Annotated in this window: 14 protein-coding genes; 11 read left to right on the forward strand and 3 right to left on the reverse strand. The window is 72.5% G+C overall.

Annotated features, from left to right (window positions below; translation table 11 throughout):
* Positions 1–9 precede the first annotated feature (9 nt).
* The 3 genes from ACIBQ8_RS14775 to ACIBQ8_RS14785 all read left to right on the forward strand — a co-directional run bounded on the left by ACIBQ8_RS14775 (position 10) and on the right by ACIBQ8_RS14785 (position 2,157).
* On the forward strand, positions 10–837 hold the full coding sequence (locus tag ACIBQ8_RS14775) for an alpha/beta fold hydrolase (protein ID WP_397192151.1): 828 nt from the start codon (positions 10–12) through the stop codon (positions 835–837).
* Positions 834–1,499: a GntR family transcriptional regulator gene (locus ACIBQ8_RS14780; RefSeq protein ID WP_397192152.1), complete on the forward strand. Its 666-nt coding sequence runs from the start codon at positions 834–836 to the stop codon at positions 1,497–1,499. Before ACIBQ8_RS14775 ends, ACIBQ8_RS14780 begins: the two co-directional genes overlap by 4 nt.
* A gap of 70 nt (positions 1,500–1,569) precedes the next feature.
* Positions 1,570–2,157 (forward strand): TetR/AcrR family transcriptional regulator, encoded by a 588-nt coding sequence (locus ACIBQ8_RS14785; protein WP_352352627.1) that lies wholly within the window; start codon positions 1,570–1,572, stop codon positions 2,155–2,157.
* A 92-nt stretch (positions 2,158–2,249) separates the two neighbouring features.
* On the opposite strand, the gene ACIBQ8_RS14790 is transcribed toward ACIBQ8_RS14785, so the two are convergent.
* Positions 2,250–3,239 (reverse strand): methyltransferase, encoded by a 990-nt coding sequence (locus ACIBQ8_RS14790; RefSeq protein ID WP_397192153.1) that lies wholly within the window; start codon positions 3,237–3,239, stop codon positions 2,250–2,252.
* Between the two features lie 214 nt (positions 3,240–3,453).
* Here ACIBQ8_RS14790 and ACIBQ8_RS14795 point away from each other — a divergent pair, with 214 nt between their 5' ends.
* Genes ACIBQ8_RS14795 through ACIBQ8_RS14810 form a run of 4 tightly spaced genes read left to right on the forward strand, consistent with a single transcriptional unit; the run spans position 3,454 to position 8,722 of the window.
* The gene (locus ACIBQ8_RS14795) at positions 3,454–5,202 is read left to right on the forward strand and encodes a dipeptide ABC transporter ATP-binding protein (RefSeq protein WP_397192154.1); all 1,749 of its coding nucleotides are present in this window, start codon (positions 3,454–3,456) and stop codon (positions 5,200–5,202) included.
* A 56-nt stretch (positions 5,203–5,258) separates the two neighbouring features.
* Positions 5,259–6,860, forward strand: coding sequence for an ABC transporter substrate-binding protein (locus tag ACIBQ8_RS14800; RefSeq protein WP_397192155.1), 1,602 nt, complete (start codon positions 5,259–5,261; stop codon positions 6,858–6,860).
* A gap of 9 nt (positions 6,861–6,869) precedes the next feature.
* Positions 6,870–7,814, forward strand: a complete 945-nt coding sequence (locus ACIBQ8_RS14805; RefSeq protein ID WP_397175824.1) for an ABC transporter permease — start codon at positions 6,870–6,872, stop codon at positions 7,812–7,814.
* Positions 7,811–8,722, forward strand: coding sequence for an ABC transporter permease (locus tag ACIBQ8_RS14810; RefSeq protein WP_397192156.1), 912 nt, complete (start codon positions 7,811–7,813; stop codon positions 8,720–8,722). The genes ACIBQ8_RS14805 and ACIBQ8_RS14810 overlap by 4 nt, the downstream gene beginning before the upstream one ends.
* Positions 8,723–8,772: 50 nt before the next feature.
* Here ACIBQ8_RS14810 and ACIBQ8_RS14815 read toward each other — a convergent pair whose 3' ends face one another.
* A complete protein-coding gene (locus tag ACIBQ8_RS14815; protein ID WP_397175827.1) occupies positions 8,773–9,744 on the reverse strand; it encodes an aldo/keto reductase in 972 nt (323 codons plus the stop codon).
* A 114-nt stretch (positions 9,745–9,858) separates the two neighbouring features.
* Between ACIBQ8_RS14815 and ACIBQ8_RS14820 the strand changes: the two genes are divergently transcribed.
* Positions 9,859–10,605: an SDR family NAD(P)-dependent oxidoreductase gene (locus ACIBQ8_RS14820; protein WP_352352634.1), complete on the forward strand. Its 747-nt coding sequence runs from the start codon at positions 9,859–9,861 to the stop codon at positions 10,603–10,605.
* Positions 10,606–10,645: 40 nt separating this feature from the next.
* On the opposite strand, the gene ACIBQ8_RS14825 is transcribed toward ACIBQ8_RS14820, so the two are convergent.
* Entirely contained in the window at positions 10,646–12,001 is a 1,356-nt protein-coding gene (locus tag ACIBQ8_RS14825) for an amidohydrolase (RefSeq protein ID WP_397192157.1), read from the reverse strand.
* Between the two features lie 83 nt (positions 12,002–12,084).
* Here ACIBQ8_RS14825 and ACIBQ8_RS14830 point away from each other — a divergent pair, with 83 nt between their 5' ends.
* Genes ACIBQ8_RS14830 through ACIBQ8_RS14840 form a run of 3 tightly spaced genes read left to right on the forward strand, consistent with a single transcriptional unit; the run spans position 12,085 to position 16,415 of the window.
* Entirely contained in the window at positions 12,085–13,188 is a 1,104-nt protein-coding gene (locus ACIBQ8_RS14830) for a zinc-binding dehydrogenase (RefSeq protein ID WP_397175833.1), read from the forward strand.
* Between the two features lie 12 nt (positions 13,189–13,200).
* Entirely contained in the window at positions 13,201–14,154 is a 954-nt protein-coding gene (locus ACIBQ8_RS14835) for an aldo/keto reductase (protein ID WP_397175835.1), read from the forward strand.
* Positions 14,151–16,415: an arylsulfatase gene (locus ACIBQ8_RS14840; RefSeq protein ID WP_397192158.1), complete on the forward strand. Its 2,265-nt coding sequence runs from the start codon at positions 14,151–14,153 to the stop codon at positions 16,413–16,415. Before ACIBQ8_RS14835 ends, ACIBQ8_RS14840 begins: the two co-directional genes overlap by 4 nt.
* Positions 16,416–16,418 lie beyond the last annotated feature (3 nt).

Here is a 16,418-nt window from a genome sequence, read left to right on the forward strand (position 1 = left end):
CCGGCGCACATGGCGGCCGTACAGACGTTCACGCCCGACCGGCCCGCCGGCGGGCCGCCCGTGCTGCTGCTGCACGGGTTCGCCTCCAGCGGGCGGCAGGACTGGGTGGAGACCGGGATCGCGGCGGCGCTGGCCGCGGCCGGGCGCGTGGTCGTCGTGCCCGACCTGCCCGGCCACGGCGGGAGCCCGGCCCTGGACGAGCCGGTGGGCGCGCCCGGGATCGCGGCGGCGCTGCTCGCCCCGACCGGCGACGGGCCGCTCGACGTGGTGGGCTACTCGCTCGGCGCCCGGCTCGCCTGGGAACTGCCGGAGCTGGCGCCCGGCCGGGTGCGCGCGGTCGTGCTGGGCGGACTCAGCCCGTTCGAGCCGTTCGCCGCGCTGGACGTGGCGGCGCTGCGCTCGGCCGTGGCGGGCGGCGAGCCGGGCGACCCGATGACCGGCATGATCGCGGCGATGATCGCGGGCGCCTCCGGCGGCGACCCCGGCCGGGCCGCCGGGCTGGTCCGGCTGGTCGAGGGACTGCGCGGCACGCCGTTCGAGCCCAAGGGCTGGGCCGGGCGCACGCCGCCGGTGTTCGTGGCGGGCGCGCGGGACATGATGACCTCCGGCATCGAGAACGTCGTCGCGCTGGTCCCGGGCGCCCGGCTGGTCACCGTCCCCGGCGACCACCGCGGCGCGCTGGCCGGCCCCGAGTTCCGCGCCGCGCTCGCCGAAGCGCTCGGCACGGCGCCGGGCCCTGCGTCCGGCACAGCGTCCGGCACAGTGCCCGACGCAGCGTCCGATGCAGCGTCCGATGCAGCGTCCGATGCAGCGGCCGATCCGGCGTCCGGCGCGTGACCAGCACCGGCGGAGTCGCGTCGAAGGCGGAGCTCAGCTACGAGATCCTGCGTGCGCGCATCCTGGACGGCACCTACGGCCCCGGCTACCAGCTCGTCATGGACCGCCTCGCGCGGGAGATCGGCGTCAGCACGATCCCCCTGCGCGAGGCGCTGCGCCGCCTGCAGTCCGACGGGCTGGTGGAGGTCGTGCGCAACGTCGGCGCCCGCGTCGCGGTCTTCGACGCGGCGCAGGTGCGGCACACGCTGGAGGTGCTGGCCCGCCTGGAGGGGTACGCGACCGCCGTCGCGGCCCCGCGCATGGGCCCGGCGGACGTGGCGCGCTCCCGCGACATCAACGCCCGGCTGTTCCAGGCGCTCGACTCCTTCGACCCCACCGCGTTCACCGCGCTCAACCGCGCCTTCCACTTCTCGGTCTACGAGCACTGCGACGACGAGCACCTGAACTTCCTGCTGGAGGCCGAATGGACCAGGCTGGACCACATGCGGCGCTCGGTGTTCGGCTACCTGCCGGGCCGGGCCCGCCGTTCGGTCGAGGAGCACGAGCACCTGCTCGATCTCATCGCCGGGGGAGCCGACCCCGCCGAGATCGAACGGCTGGCCTGCGCGCACAAGACGAACACCGCCGGCGCCCTCTATGACGTCCGGGTCACCCACGGCTAACGATCGGGTCATACCCTCGCGGCATTTTGTCCTACACTGGTAGACGAAACGCCGTACGAAGGGGTGCCGCATGCCCAAGATCATCGACCACGACCAGCGTCGCAGCGACATCATCGACGTCACGTGGGACCTGATCACGAAGGGGGGCATCGAGGCGGCCACCATGCGCGAGATCGCGAACGCGGCGGGCTTCGCCAACGGCGCGCTCAAGCACTACTTCCCCGGCAAGGAAGACATCATCGAGGCGACGTACGAGCGCGCCCTGGCCATCGTGACCAGCTACGTCAAGCTCGACGGCCGCCGCGGGCTGGGCGCGCTGCGCGAGATGTGCGAGGCCGCGATGCCGATCGACGAGGAGCGCATCACGGCCGGCCGGGTGCTGCTGATCTTCTGGCAGACCTCGCTGACCAACCCCAAGCTGTACGACAAGTACCTGGAGCACCTGCGGGCCTGGCGCGGCATGCTGCACCGGCTGATCGAGGAGGGCCGCGCCGACGGCGACATCCACACCTCGATCCCCGACGAGCAGCTCGTGGACGAGCTCGTGCTGCTCAACGCGGGGGCCAACGTGATGAGCCTGGTCGGCCCGCAGTTCTCCACGGTCGAGCTGCAGAAGCGGCACCTGGAGTCGTTCTTCGACCGCATCTCCCGGCCCTGACCCGCATCTCCCGGCCCTGACCCGCATCTCCCGGCCCTGACCCGCGCGTTCCGGCCCGCGCCGCCTTTCCGGCGGCGCGGGCCGCGCCGTGCTCAGACCGCTTCGGCCACGATGACGCGCGGGCTGCCCGGCAGGGCCAGCTTGTCCACCGGCTTCCAGGCGGCCTCGTCGAGCCAGGCGCGCACCTGCGACTCCTCGTGGACGACAGTCCCGTCGATCACCAGGTACTCCCCGGCGTGCAGCGCGTCGATGGCCCGCTGCTCGGCGTCGTCGTCGAGGAAGAAGTCGAGCAGCAGCAGCCGCGCCCCCGGCGCCGCCGCCGCGCGGGCGTTGCGCAGGATGGCCCGGTTCTGCTCGACGCCGAAGCGGTGGATGACGTGGTTCACCATGACCAGGTCGTACGGCCCGGCGGGCGTGGCCGTGTCGGTCGGGGCGCCGGTCACCTCGGCCCGGCCGGCGAACCCGGCCTCGGCCACCTGCCGGGTGACGGAGTCGGCGAAGGCCGGGTCGTACACGAAGGACGCCCGCAGCTCAGGGTTGGCGCGCAGGGCCTCGAAGGCGAAGGCGCTGGACAGGCCGCCCAGGTCCAGCAGGCTGCGGAAGCCGGAGAAGTCGAACGCGCCGCCCAGCATCCTGGCGTGCAGGCTGTTGTACGTCATCACCCCGGCCATGAACGTGCTCCACCGGTCGCCCGAGGTGTCCAGGACGCCCGGCTCGGTGGTGTCCACGGTCGTGTCGAACTGCAGCCAGTGGCCGTAGCTGATCTGGTTGAGGAAGGTGAGGAACGGCCCGAGGTCGAGCTCGGACGACCTCTGCCCGGCCAGGTAGCCGGCCGCGTCGGCGCCGAGGGCGTACCGGCCGTCGGTCCTGGTCAGCAGGCCGAGCCCGGCCATGCTGTCGGCCAGGATCCGGGCCATGCGGGGGGTGACGCCGGTGGCCGCCGCGATCTCCCCGGCGCTGCGCTCGCCGTCCGCGAGCGCCTCGAACAGCCCGATGCGGCTGGCCGCGAAGAGCTGCTTGGCGCCCATGTAACCGGTGGCGATGGCGACGATCGGATCCGGCGTGGGGGAAGGCGTGGACATGGTCAAGGCCCTGCCCTTTCTGTATTGTCTACGAATGTAGACGTTCACCATAGACCCTCTGTCTACGAACGTGGAATAACCGTTGACAGTAGGGGGACCCTCTGTCAACCTTTGTAGAACTATCTGGCTCGAACATGGCCTTTCGGCAGCTCAGTGTGGGTTTGCGTGCCCCACTTCGAGCACGGGACCGGTGCCTGGAATGGAGCTCTCGCGCATGTCGCTGCTCAACCTGACGGATCTGACCATCGGCGTCACCCGGGAGGACGCCGAGCCCCAGGAACTCGTCCACCGGCTCACCCTCGACGTCGCCTCCGGGCAGACGCTGTGCGTGGTGGGGGAGTCGGGCAGCGGCAAGACCGTGACGGCGCTGTCGATCATCCGCCTGCTGGAGTTCGTGGCCCCGGCCTGCACCGAGGGCGCGATCGAGGTCGGCGGCGTGGACGTCACGCGGCTGAGCGCCGAGGGCATGCGCGCCTACCGGGGCGCCCGGATCGGCATGATCTTCCAGGAGGCCCTGGACTCGCTCAACCCCGCCCAGCGCGTCGGCGCGCAGCTCATCGAGGGCTACCGGCCCGAGGGCGCGCTGCCCCGGCAGGCGCTGCGCCGCGGCAGCCGGCTGCGCCGCGAGGCCGAGGCCAAGGCCAGGAGCCTGCTCACCGAGGTCGGGCTGGCCGACACCGACCGGATCATGGCGCTCTATCCGCACCAGATGTCCGGCGGCATGCAGCAGCGCGTGATGATCGCCATGGCGCTGATGTCCGACCCCGACGTCCTCATCGCCGACGAGCCGACCACCGCCCTCGACGTCACCACGCAGGCCGAGATCCTGGCGCTGTTCCGTCGCGTGCAGCGTGAGCACCGGACCGCCTGCGTCTTCATCACCCATGACATGGGCGTCGCCGCCGAGATCGCCGACCGGATCGCCGTCATGTACCGGGGCAGGCTGGTGGAGGTCGGCGACAAGATGGACATCCTCCGCAAGCCTACGCATCCGTACACCAAGGCGCTGCTGGAATGCGTGCCGCAGCTCGGCGTCAGCCGCCGTACGGGATTCCCGACGATCTCGGAGACCAGGCTGCGGGCCGCCACCGAGACCGCCACCGAGACCGCCATCGGGAGCTCCGGCGGCAGCGTGACCGAGACGCCGGCGCTCGGCGACGAGCCCGCCCCCGCCGACGGCACCCCGCCCCTGGTCATCGAGAACGTCACCAAGGTCTACCGGACCGGCCGCCGGGGGAGCGTGCGCGCGGTCGGCGGCGTCTCGCTGGAGATCGCGCCCGGCGAGTTCTTCGGCCTGGTCGGCGAGTCCGGCTCGGGCAAGACGACGCTCGGCCGCATGGTCAGCGCCCTGGAACGGCCGACCTCGGGCAGCATCTCCTTCGGCGGGCACCGCATCACCGAGGCGGGGCTGCGCGGCGACGAGCGCTCCTTCCGCCGCGCCGCCCAGCTCATCTTCCAGGACCCGCAGAGCTCGCTCGACCCCCGGCACACCGTGGCCCGCATCATCGCCGAGCCGCTGCGCGAGCTGACCCCGCTGCGCGGCGCGGACCTCGACCGGCGGGTGGCCGAGCTGATCGACGAGGTCGGCCTGCCCGCCGACTGCGCCCGCAAGCTGCCCTCGCAACTGTCCGGCGGCATGCGCCAGCGCGTGTCCATCGCGCGCGCGGTCGCCGCCGAGCCGAAGCTCATCGTCGCCGACGAGCCCACCTCAGCCCTCGACGTCTCCGTCCAGGGCCAGGTCATGAACCTCCTCCTGCAGCTGCGCCGCTCGCACGGCATCAGCTTCCTGTTCATCACGCACAACCTCAGCCTGGTGCTGTCGGTGGCCGACCGCGTCGGCGTGATGTACAAGGGCGACCTCATCGAGGTCAGCGCCCCGGAAACCATCGCCTCCTCCTCCACCCACGAGTACACGCGCCGGCTCCTCGCCGCGAACCCCGACTTGTCGGCATACGTGGAATAGCCCCGGGCCGGCCTTCTCTTCTGTCCCCCCTTTTAGAGCAAGAGCGAGAACCCACCATGAACGTGCTCAAGAGCCTGAGGGCCGGGCTCGTCTCCGCCGCCGCGGCGAGCGCCCTGCTGCTCTCCGGTTGCGCGGGCGGCGCGACGTCGTCCTCCTCGTCCTCCGCCGACGCCGGCGCCCCCGTACGCGGGGGCGACCTCGTGGTCGCGGTGCCGACCGACCCGCAGTCGCTGGACATGGTCGCCAACCCCGGCCAGGTCACCGCCCACATCGGCAACATGCTGTACGAGAAGCTCTTCGAGGTCGACAGGGCCTTCGCGGCCAGGCCGATGCTGGTCGACACCTACAAGCGCAGCGACGACCGGCTCACCTACACCTTCGAGCTGCGCGCCGGTGTCACGTTCCAAGACGGCGCCCCGCTCACCGCCGCCGACGTGGTCGCCAGCCTGGAGCGCTGGCTGAAGAGCCACGTCACCGGCCAGCAGGTCGCCGCCGACGTCAAGAGCCTCAAGGCCACCGGCGACCGCACGGTCACGCTGGAGCTGAAGAAGCCGCGATACCCGCTGATCGACGAGCTGGCCAGCCCCGGCGCGGAGATCTACGAGGCGAAGAACCTCAAGGACGTGCCGGCCACCGGCTTCGCCAAGGAGGGCGCGGTCGGCACCGGGCCGTACAAGCTGAAGAGCTGGGACATCGGGCAGCAGGTCGTGCTGGAGCGTTACGACGGCTACAAGTCGCGCGCCGAGGAGGACTGGGGCGGCCAGGCCGGCGCCAAGCACGCCTACCTCGACACGGTCACCTACAAGGTCGTCGCCGACCAGGACGCCGTGGTCAACGGCCTGCAGACCGGCCAGTGGGCGCACGCCATGCCGGGCGACGACCAGTACACCCCGCTGAAGAACAACCCCGCCGTGGTCGTGTCGAACCTGGCCGGGGCCAACCAGAACGTGCTGATCCCCAACTTCAACAAGGGCTCGAAGTTCTCCGACGTGCGTGCCCGGCAGGCGCTCAACCTGCTGATGGACAAGCCCGCGCTGAACGCCGCCACCGGCGGCGGCCCGGACCTGACCGCCGAGGTGGGCGCGCTGGTCTCGCAGGACAACAAGGGCCTGTACTCCACCGCCGGCGACGACGTCTACAGGCAGCACGACCCGGCCAGGGCCAAGGAGCTGTTCGCGCAGGCCGGCGTCAACGCCGGTGACACCGTGCGGATCCTGACCTCCAGCAGCTACCCGCAGTTCAGCCAGTGGGCGGTGCTGCTGCAGGACCAGCTCTCCAAGATCGGCATCAAGACGAAGATCGACACCTACGACTTCCCGACGATGCTCGGCACGATCACCAAGGACCCCGGCGGCTGGGACGTCACCACCCTGTTCTTCAACGCCGCGCTCACCTCGCCCTCGCAGATGCCCGCGCTGACCCTCGGGGCGTTCAACGGCTCCGGCTCGCCCGAGCTGGCCAAGCTGATCGAGGACTACAACGCCGCGACCTCCCCCGAGACCGCCAGGACGCTGATGGACCAGCTCCAGGCGTTCGTGTGGCAGCAGCTCCCGGTCATCACGATCAGCCAGTCGAAGCTGTACGCCGCCTACTCGCCCAAGCTCAAGGGGTACGACACGTTCTACCGCGTGTTCTGGAACTCCTGGCTGCGGAAGTGAGGGGGGAACATGGCGGGACTCCTGCTCCGGCGGCTGCGTGACCTGGTCGTCATCCTGCTGATCGTGGGCACGATGATGTTCTTCGTCATCCGCCTGATCCCGGGCGACCCGGCCATCGCCATCCTCGGCCCGACGGCCAGGCCCCAGGACGTCGAGGCGCTCCGGCAGAGCATGGGCCTGACGGGCTCGCTGTGGGAGCAGTACCTGAGCTGGCTCGGCAACGTGGCGGGCGGCGACTTCGGCTCGTCGATCACCTACCACGCGCCGGTGGCAGGGGTCGTGGCCGAGCACTTCGTCCCGACGCTGACCCTGGCGGTGATCAGCACCGTCCTCAGCTTCGTCGTCGCGGTGCTGGTCACCTCGTGGAACGCGGTCTCGCCGCGCAACCCGGTGGCCCGCGCGCTCAACCTGCTCTCCTCGCTCGGCATGGCGATCCCCGACTTCTGGATCGCGCTGATCCTGGTGCTGGTGTTCGCCGTGTCGCTGCGCTGGTTCCCCTCCAGCGGGTACGCCGACCTCTTCGCCGATCCGGTCGCCGGGGTGCCGATGCTGGTGCTGCCGGTGGTGTGCCTGGTCATCGGGCAGTCGGCGCTGTTCACGCTGACCCTGCGGGAGAGCGTGCTCGGCGAGCTGCCGCAGACGTACCTGCGCACCGCGCGGGTCAAGGGCCTGTCGGAGCGGCAGGTCATGCTCGGGCACGTGCTGCCGAACGCGCTCATGCCGCTGGTCACCCAGCTCGGCAGCAACTTCGCGATGATGGTCGGCGGCATCGTGATCATCGAGTCGATCTTCGTCATCCCCGGGCTGGGCTCGTTGCTCATGGGCGCGGTCTCGACCAGGGACTTCCCGCTCGTCCAGGGCGTGACGCTGTTCGTCGCGCTGATGTTCGTGCTGGTCAACCTGGTCGTCGACCTGTCCTACGCCCTCCTCGACCCCAAGGTGCGTGTTTCGTGACTTCCCAGGCCGTCGCCGGGCGCGTCGGGACGGCCGGGCGGCCCTCCGCGGCCTCCCGGGCCTGGCGCCGCAACCGGGTGCTGATCACCGCCACCGCGCTGCTCGTCCTGGTCGTGCTGGCCGTCGTGCTGCTGCCGGTGTTCCTGCCGGACGCGAACGCGACCGACCCGGTGCACCGGCTGCTGCCGCCCTCGGCCGACCACCTGCTCGGCACCGACTCCTACGGCAGGGACGTGCTGAGCCGCCTGGTCTCCGGCGGCCGGGCCTCGCTCGGCCTCTCGGCGCTCATCACGCTCTGCGCGGCCTTCACCGGCATGGTGATCGGCCTGGTCAGCGGCTTCTACCGGGCCGTGGACGCCGTCGTCATGCGGATCATGGACGCCTGGATGTCGTTCCCGGCGATCATCCTGGCCATGGCGCTGGCCATCGGGCTCGGCGCCAGCATCTGGACCGAGCTGATCGCGCTGACGGTCATCTTCACGCCGTTCACGGCCCGGGTGATCCGCAGCCGGGTGCTCGGCGTGGCGGCCCGGCAGTACATCGGGGCGGCGCGGGTGTCCGGCATGCGGCCGGCGAAGATCCTGTTCGTGCACGTGCTGCCCAACGTGCTGCCGCTGGCGCTGGTGCAGGTCGTGATCCTGTCGGCCTCGGCCATGCTGGTGGACGGTGCGATGAGCTTCCTCGGCCTGGGCATCGCGCCGCCCACGCCGACGTGGGGCAACATGATCGCCGAAGGGCGGTCGTACCTGACGCAGGCGCCGTGGCTGATCGTGCTGCCGGGCGTGGCCATCATGCTCTGCGTGCTGCTGCTGAACCTCATCGGGTCGAGCATGCGCAACGTGGTGAACGCGCGCGCCCGGTCGATGAGCGAGCTGCAGAAGCTGCGCACCCGCCGTCCGGCGCGGTGAGGGCACGCGTGGGGACGCCCGGCGATCGGCCGGGCGGCCCCGCGGCCGGGTCAGGGGGTCCAGACGCCGTCGGCGCGCACGTCGCGGTCCAGCCACAGGCCGGCCAGGGCCGCGCGCACCTGCGGGCCGTGCTCGCGCCACAGCCGCAGCGCGCCCAGGTTGTCCTCCAGCTGGGCCGCCCTGCTCACCCCGAACAGCACGTTGGCCACCGCCGGATGCTCCAGGCAGAAGGCGATCGCGACCTGGGCGGGCGTCGCGCCGAACTCGGCAGCGACCCGCGCGACGGCGTCCGCGGCCTGCCTGACGGCCTCCCGGATGCCGCCCGGGTCCGCGCCGATCTTCCGTTCGGGGAACCTCCTGCCCACCAGGATGCCGCCCTCGAAGACGTCGCTGGCCTGCAACGCCAGCGCGCCGGAGGCGAAGTGCCGGCCGTAGAAGCCGCCCTCGGCCATCGAACGGCGGGCGATGCTGTACTTGAGCTGGGCGAAGCTCGGCGGCGTGAGGCCCTCCTCGGCGGCGAAGCTCAGCGCGAGGTCGACGTCCTCGGCGATCCAGTTGTTGACGCCCCAGCTCGTGAAGCGGCCGGCCGCGATCTGCTCGGCGACGTCGGTGACGATCCGCCGGATGTCGGGCCGCTGCATATAGTCGCCGACCACGACGGTCTCGGCGCTCTCGACGCCGACGCGGTCGAAGCTGACGTCGAGCTGCTCGCGGAAGCCCGTGCGCGGGTACTCCCACAGCCAGAGCTTGCCGCAGAGCTGCCAGTCCTCCCGGCTCGCGCCCGCCTCGCGCACCGCCCGGCCGAAGATGAGGTCCGTACGGGCCTGCTCGGCGTGCGGGCCCATGTTGTAGTGGGCGACGTCGAAGAGGGTCACCCCGGCGTCGAGGGCCGCCCTGATCAGGGCCACCGCGTCGCCGAACTCCATGCGGTCCCAGGTGTTCCAGGACCCCAGCCCGAACAGGGACGTCGCCGGGCCGCCCGGTCCGAGACGCCGTGCCGGAACCCGCTGTGTGTCGCTCACGTCGATCCACTCCCTGCCGGATGAAGCCTTTTTTGTCTACGCTTGTATAATAATAAACCCAGGACGCCCGCGCAGCCCCGTCTGCGAAGGCCCGAACCGAACAGGAACCCCCACATGAGCGAGCCTGTCGTTCCCAGGACCGTCCTCGTCACCGGCGGCGCGAGCGGCATCGGCCGCGGCGTCGCCGAAGCCTTCGCCGCGGCGGGCGACCGGGTGGTCATCGCCGACCTCGACGAGGCGCGGGCCAGGGCGGTCGCCGCCGAGCTCGGCGCCCACCACGTCCAGGTGGACGTCGGGGACGCCGCCTCCGTCGAGTCCGCCGTCGCGGCCGTCGCCGCAGAGCACGGCGACATCGGCGTGCTGGTGAACAACGCCGGGCACACCGCGGGTGGCGGCCCGCTCATCGGGCTCGACGTCGACGTCTTCGACGCCTGCGCCCGGGTCAACTTCCGCGGCACGTTCCTGATGACCCGGGCCGTCGGGGCGCACATGGTGGCGCGCGGCGTCCGCGGCTGCATGGTGAACATCTCCTCCATCGGCGCCCGCCAGCCCACGCCCGGCCTCGGCCACTACGAGGCCACCAAGGCCGCCATCGACGCCCTGACCCGCTCGGCCGGCATCGAGCTGGCCCCCCACGGCATCCGCGTGAACGGCGTCGCCCCCGGCCCGGTGCTCACCCCGATGACGGCCATGTTCGCCACCGACGACGCGGCCAGGAAGGCGTGGGAGGCCCGGATCCCGCTGGGCTCGATCGCCCAGGTGGCCGACATCGTCCCCGCCGTGCTCTTCCTGGCCTCCGACGGCGCCCGCCACATCACGGGCGTCAGCCTCCAGGTGGACGGCGGCCAGCTCCTGGCCTGACCCGCCCCCGGCGGGGCCGGGCCGCCACCGGCCCCGCCGGTCAGTCCAGCGACACCCCGTCGCGCAGGTGGACGATCCGCCCCGCGGTCACGGTGGCGTCGACCGCGACCTGCGGCAGGTCCGCCGGCGCGACCTCCAGGGGGTCGCGCTCCAGCACGCAGAAGTCGGCCGCCTTGCCCCACTCCAGCGACCCCTTCCACGCCTCCGCCCCGTCCTGGACGGCGGGCGCGGTGGTGTAGCAGCGCAGCAGGCGGGTCATCAGCCGGGGGCGCGGCGCCCGCTCGCCCAGCAGCCCGCACGCCGCCGCCACCTGCGCCCGCCAGTCGGGCGTGGTCACCGGCCCGTCGCTGCTCAGGGTGAAGGTCACCCCACTGGCCAGCAGCTCCTGGAGCGGCCAGGCCGTCCCGGCGACCTCCGGGCCGAGCGCGCCGGCCACCCAGCCGGCGGTGGCGGACGCGATCACCGGCTGGGTGGTGAGGCCCATGCCGAGCCCGGCCATGCGGGCGATCTGGGCGGGGTTCACCAGGTCGCCGTGGATGACGTAGTGCCGCCCCGAGGCCCCGTGCTCCAGCTCGGCCACTGTGTCCACGAACGCGTCGATGGACCGGTCGCCGGTGGCGTGCACGCCGACCTGGAGGCCCGCCCAGTGCGCCAGCCGGATCATGGTGCGCAGGTTGTGCTCGCGCGCGGCGTCGTCCGCCCCCGCCACCAGCAGCGATCCGTGGCCGCCGGAGGTGTAGCGGTGGCAGGTCCAGGCCGAGCCCATGGGCGGGATGCCGTCGGCGAAGATCTTGAGCCCGGTCACGTTGAGCCAGGCGGGGTCGGCGCGGGGGAGGGGCGCGTCCAGGCCGGTGGCGACGTCCTCCAGCGTGCTGGGGCCGTCGAGGGCGCCGAACAGCCGCAACGCGGTCACCCGGGCCCGCAGCTCGCCCTCCTTCGCCAGCGTCGCGTAGGTGTCCAGGACGGCCTGGGAGAAGCAGCCGGTCTCGCCGTCGTCCTCGCCGGGGCCGAGGCCGGGTTCGGTGTAGCTGGTGATGCCGAGCGAGGCGCAGATCCGCCCGGCGCGCAGGATGGCGGCCCGCCTGGACTCCTCGTCGGCCAGCAGCCGGCCCTGGTGGGCGGACAGGCCGTTCTCGCTGATCAGCGTGTCCGGCCAGACCGCGCCCAGCCAGGCGGCGTGCAGGTGGGAGTCGTTGATGCCGGGCAGGACCGTCCGGCCGGCCAGGGAGAGCACCCGGGTGCCCGGCCCGGCGTGCGCCAGGGCCTCCTCGTCCGTGCCGACCGCCACCAGGCGGCCGGCCCGCGCCGCCAGGCCGCTGGCCCGCCCGTCGCGGGCGTCGAAGGTGAGCACGTTGCCGCCGACCGCCACGAGGTCCGCGTACTCGTCCGCTGACACCGGGTTCCTCCCGAGGGGCTGTAATTGTTTGTCAACGAGTGTAGATTAACCACACTTAACGGTCGAAAGCCACGAAGGTGACCATGCCTACGAGAACCGCCGCCGCCGTCCTCACCGAGCACGGCAAGCCCCTCAGCCTTCAGGACGTACCGCTGCCGGACGCCGTCGAGCCCGGCGCCGCCCTGGTGCGCATCACGTGCACCACCCTGTGCGGCACCGACGTGCACCTGTGGGCCGGCCAGATGACGTTCCCCGGGATGCTGCCGATGATCCTCGGCCACGAGATGGTCGGCGAGGTCGTCGAGGCCGGGCCGGGCACCACCGACGCCCTCGGCCGCCCCGTCGGCGCGGGCGACCGCATCGGCTGGTCGGAGTCCACCTGCGGACACTGCTACGGCTGCGCCGTGCTGCGCCAGCCGGTCGCCTGCGCCAATCGCGGCTACGGCTTCACGCAGCGCGCCGACCGCCCCCCGTACGCCACGGGCGGCCTGGTCGAGTACTGCTACGTGACCCCGGGCGCGGCCAAGCTGCTGCTGCCCGCCGACGTCAAGGACACCTGGGCCTCGATGTCGGGCTGCGCGGCCAAGACCGTGCTGCGCGCCGTGGACCGGGCCGGCGGCATCAGGACCGGCGCCACCGTGGTGGTGCAGGGCGCGGGCGCGCTCGGCATCTTCGCCACGGCCGTCGCCAGGATCGCCGGCGCGGGCACCGTCATCACCGTGGGCGGCCCGGACGACCGGCTGGCCGCCGCCCGGCGCTTCGGCGCCGACGCGACCGTCTCGACCGACCTGAGCAAGGAGGAGCGCGTCGCCCGGATCAGGGAGCTGGCCGGGGAGCGCGGCGCCGACTACGTGTTCGACCTGGCCGGAGCGCCTACCGTGGCCGAGGAGGCCGTCGCGGTGGCCGCCCAGCGCGGCACCGTGGTGATCGTCGGCTCCACCGGCTTCGAGCTCGCGCCCGTGCCGCTCGGCGCGGTCATGGGCAAGGAGCTGACCGTGGTCGGCTCGCTCAACGGCGACATCGCCGACTACCACCGCTCGATCGAGTTCTTCCGGACCTTCGCCGCCCGCATGCCGTGGGACGAGCTGTTCAGCGAGCCCGTCGGCCTGGCGCAGGCCACCGCCTGCGTCGAGTCGATGTCCCGGCTCGGCCAGATCAAGGCCGTCGTCGACCCCCGCCTGCCCTAGGAGAGCCAAACCGTGCAGACCATCCCGCGCCGCCGCATCGGACGTACCGGACCGGAGACGGGCGTGCTCGCCCTCGGCTCCTGGCACACCTACGACCGCATGGACTTCCACGACGCGGTCGCCATGATCCGCGAGGCCGTGGACCGCGGCATCGACCTGTTCGACGTCGGCGTCTACGGCTTCCCCGGCATGCCGCCCGTGTTCACCGACGTGATCTTCTCGGCCCTGGTGCGCGCGGCCGGCCTGCGCCGCGAGGACTACCTGCTCTCCTCCAAGCTGTGGCTGGAGGGCTACCCCGACCACAGCCTGCGCGACCAGCTGCTCAACGCCCTGTTCCGGGCCGGCGCCGACCACGCCGACCTCGTGGTGCTGGGCGACCTGCGGCACGACGGCGTGGACCTGCACCGGCTCGTCCTCGACCTGGCCGGCCTGGCGAAGGAAGGGCTGATCCGGAGCTGGGGCGTCAACAACTGGTCGGCCTCGAACGTGCAGACGCTCATCGACGCCGCCGCCGGCGAGGGCGTCGAGGGCCCGGCCGTCGCGCAGCTGAAGTACAGCGTCTCGCGCCGCTCGATCCCCGACGGCGCGCCGTTCGCCCGCATCTTCGCCCAGGGCGTGACGCTGCAGTCCTCCGACGTGCTGGAGGGCGGCGTGCTGCTGGGCAAGGGCGTGGACCGGCAGGTCGGCCGCGACCCCGGCGGCGTCAGGGAGCGCATCGCGGCCTCGGCGGCCGAGCTGGCCGCGATCGCCGCCGACCTGGACGCCACCCCCGCGCAGGTGTGCGTGGCCTTCACGCTCACCCACCCGGCCAACACCACCACGCTGTTCGGCGCGACGAGCCTGGACCAGCTCCGCGACAACCTGGCGGCCGTGGAACTGGTCGAGCGGGTCGGCGCCGAGGAGCTGCGGGCCCGGGTGGCGCCGCTGTGGGCCGACCGGGACGCCGTCGACCCGGAGGGCCCGTGAGCACGCCGCCGAGCAGGGGGTACGAGGGCTTCGGCGGCACGGCCCGCGAGCTGGCCTCGCAGTCCACGCCCTGGTGGCCGCGGCCGCGGCGGGCGCGTCCCGGGGCGCCCAACGTGGTCGTCGTGCTGGTGGACGACCTGGGGTTCAGCGACCTGTCGCCGTTCGGCTCGGAGATCGACACGCCGCACGTGCAGGCGCTGGCCGAGTCCGGCTACCGGCTCGTCAACTACCACAGCACCCCGCTCTGCTCGCCCTCCAGGGCCGCCCTGATGACCGGGCTCAACCCGCACCGGGCCGGGTTCGCGACGGTGGCCCACGTGGACCCGGGCTATCCCGGCTACCGGATGGAGATCCCGCGGGAGGTGCCCACGCTGGCCGAGTCGTTCCGGGCCGGCGGGTACGCGACGTTCATGGTCGGCAAGTGGCACCTGACCGTCGAGTCCAAGCTGCACGACGGCGCCGACAAGAGCTCCTGGCCGCTCCAGCGCGGCTTCGACCGCTACTACGGCTCCATGGACGGCTTCACGTCCCTGTTCCACCCGCACCGCCTGATCAGCGACAACGGCCCGATCCCCGACGAGGGCTTCCCGGACGGCTTCTACCTGACCGACGCCCTCACCGACCGCGCCATCGGCATGATCAACGGCCTGCGCGCCAACGACGCCGACAAGCCGTTCTTCCTCTACTTCGCCCACCAGGCCGTGCACGGCCCGGTGCAGGCCAAGCCCGCCGACGTCGCCAAGTACCGCGGCCGCTACGACGCGGGCTGGGCGCGGATCCGCGAGGAGCGCTTCGCCCGCCAGCTCCGCGACGGCCTCTTCCCCGAGGGCACCCGGCCCTCGGACCCGGACCTGGCGCCGTGGGAGGAGCGCACCGAGCTGTACGCCCGCCACATGGAGGTCTACGCCGCCGCCGTGGACGCCGTGGACCAGAGCCTCGGCCGGCTGGTCGAGCACCTCAAGCGCATCGGCGAGTACGACGACACCGTCATCGTCGTCACCAGCGACAACGGCGCGACCGCCGAGGGCGGCCCCGAGGGCACCCGCAGCTACCTCAGCCGCTTCGTGCACCTGGCCGGCCTGCCCCGCGACTGGTGCCACGACGTGCCGCGCGACCTCGGCCTCGTCGGCGGCCCCCAGGTCCACGGCCATTACCCGCGCGGCTGGGGGAACGTCTCCAACACCCCGTTCCGCCTCTACAAGGGCCACGCCTACGCGGGCGGCATCCACGTGCCGTTCGTGCTGTCGTGGCCGGCCGGGCTGCCCAGGCAGGACGGCGACCCGGGCGTGCGCGACCAGTACGCCTACGTCACCGACGTCGCGCCCACCCTCCTCACCCTGGCCGGCCTGGACCCTCCCCAGGACGTGGACGGCGTCCCGTTCGACCACTTCCTGCGCGAGCGCGACCGGCCGAGCCGGCACCGCTCGCAGTACGTCGAGAGCGGCGGTCAGCGCGGCTACTTCGAGGACCACTACAAGCTCATCGCCCCGCACCTGCCCGGCACGCCGTTCACCGACGACGGCTGGGAGCTGTACGACATCGCCCGCGACCCGGCCGAGACCACCGACCTGGCCGCCGAGCAGCCGGAACGGGTGGCCGACCTGGCCGCGAAGTGGCGGGCGGCGGCCTGGCTCAACACGGTCTTCCCGCTGGCCGACACGCCGGACATGCTCAACACCCGGCCGGCGGCCGAGCTGGCGCTGTCGGAGCCGGTCACGATCCATCCGGGCACCCCGGTGCTGGAGCGGTTCCGGTCGAGCAGGCTCACCTCCATGCGGTCCTTCACCATCGAGGCGTGGCTGGAGCGGCGGCCGGGCGACGAGGGCGTGATCGTGGCCCACGGCGACCAGGGCGGCGGCTACGTCCTGTACGTCGAGGACGGCGAGCTGCGGCTGACCTACAACGCCTACGGCGTGCCGGTGCGGGCGGCCGGCCCGCTCCCGGCGGCGGGCCCGGTGACCGTCACGGCCCGCTTCACGGCGCTGCCGGAGATGCGCTGGGACATCGAGGCGCTGGTGGACGGCAAGCCGGCGCTGGCCGTCGAGCGGGTCCCGCAACTGCTCGGCATGGCGCCCTTCACCGGCATCAGCGTCGGCTTCGACTACGGCGGACCGGTGGACTGGGAGCTGCACGAGCGCCGGGGCGTGTTCCGCTACCGGCGCGGCCTGGACCGGGTGCGGTACGTCCCGGGGGAGAAGGCGCCCTACAACCCGGAGATCATCGCGCTGGCCGAGGACCTGGCGCAGCGCGCGATCGAATGACGG

This window comes from Nonomuraea sp. NPDC049646, from assembly GCF_044465525.1.
Taxonomy (GTDB): domain Bacteria; phylum Actinomycetota; class Actinomycetes; order Streptosporangiales; family Streptosporangiaceae; genus Nonomuraea.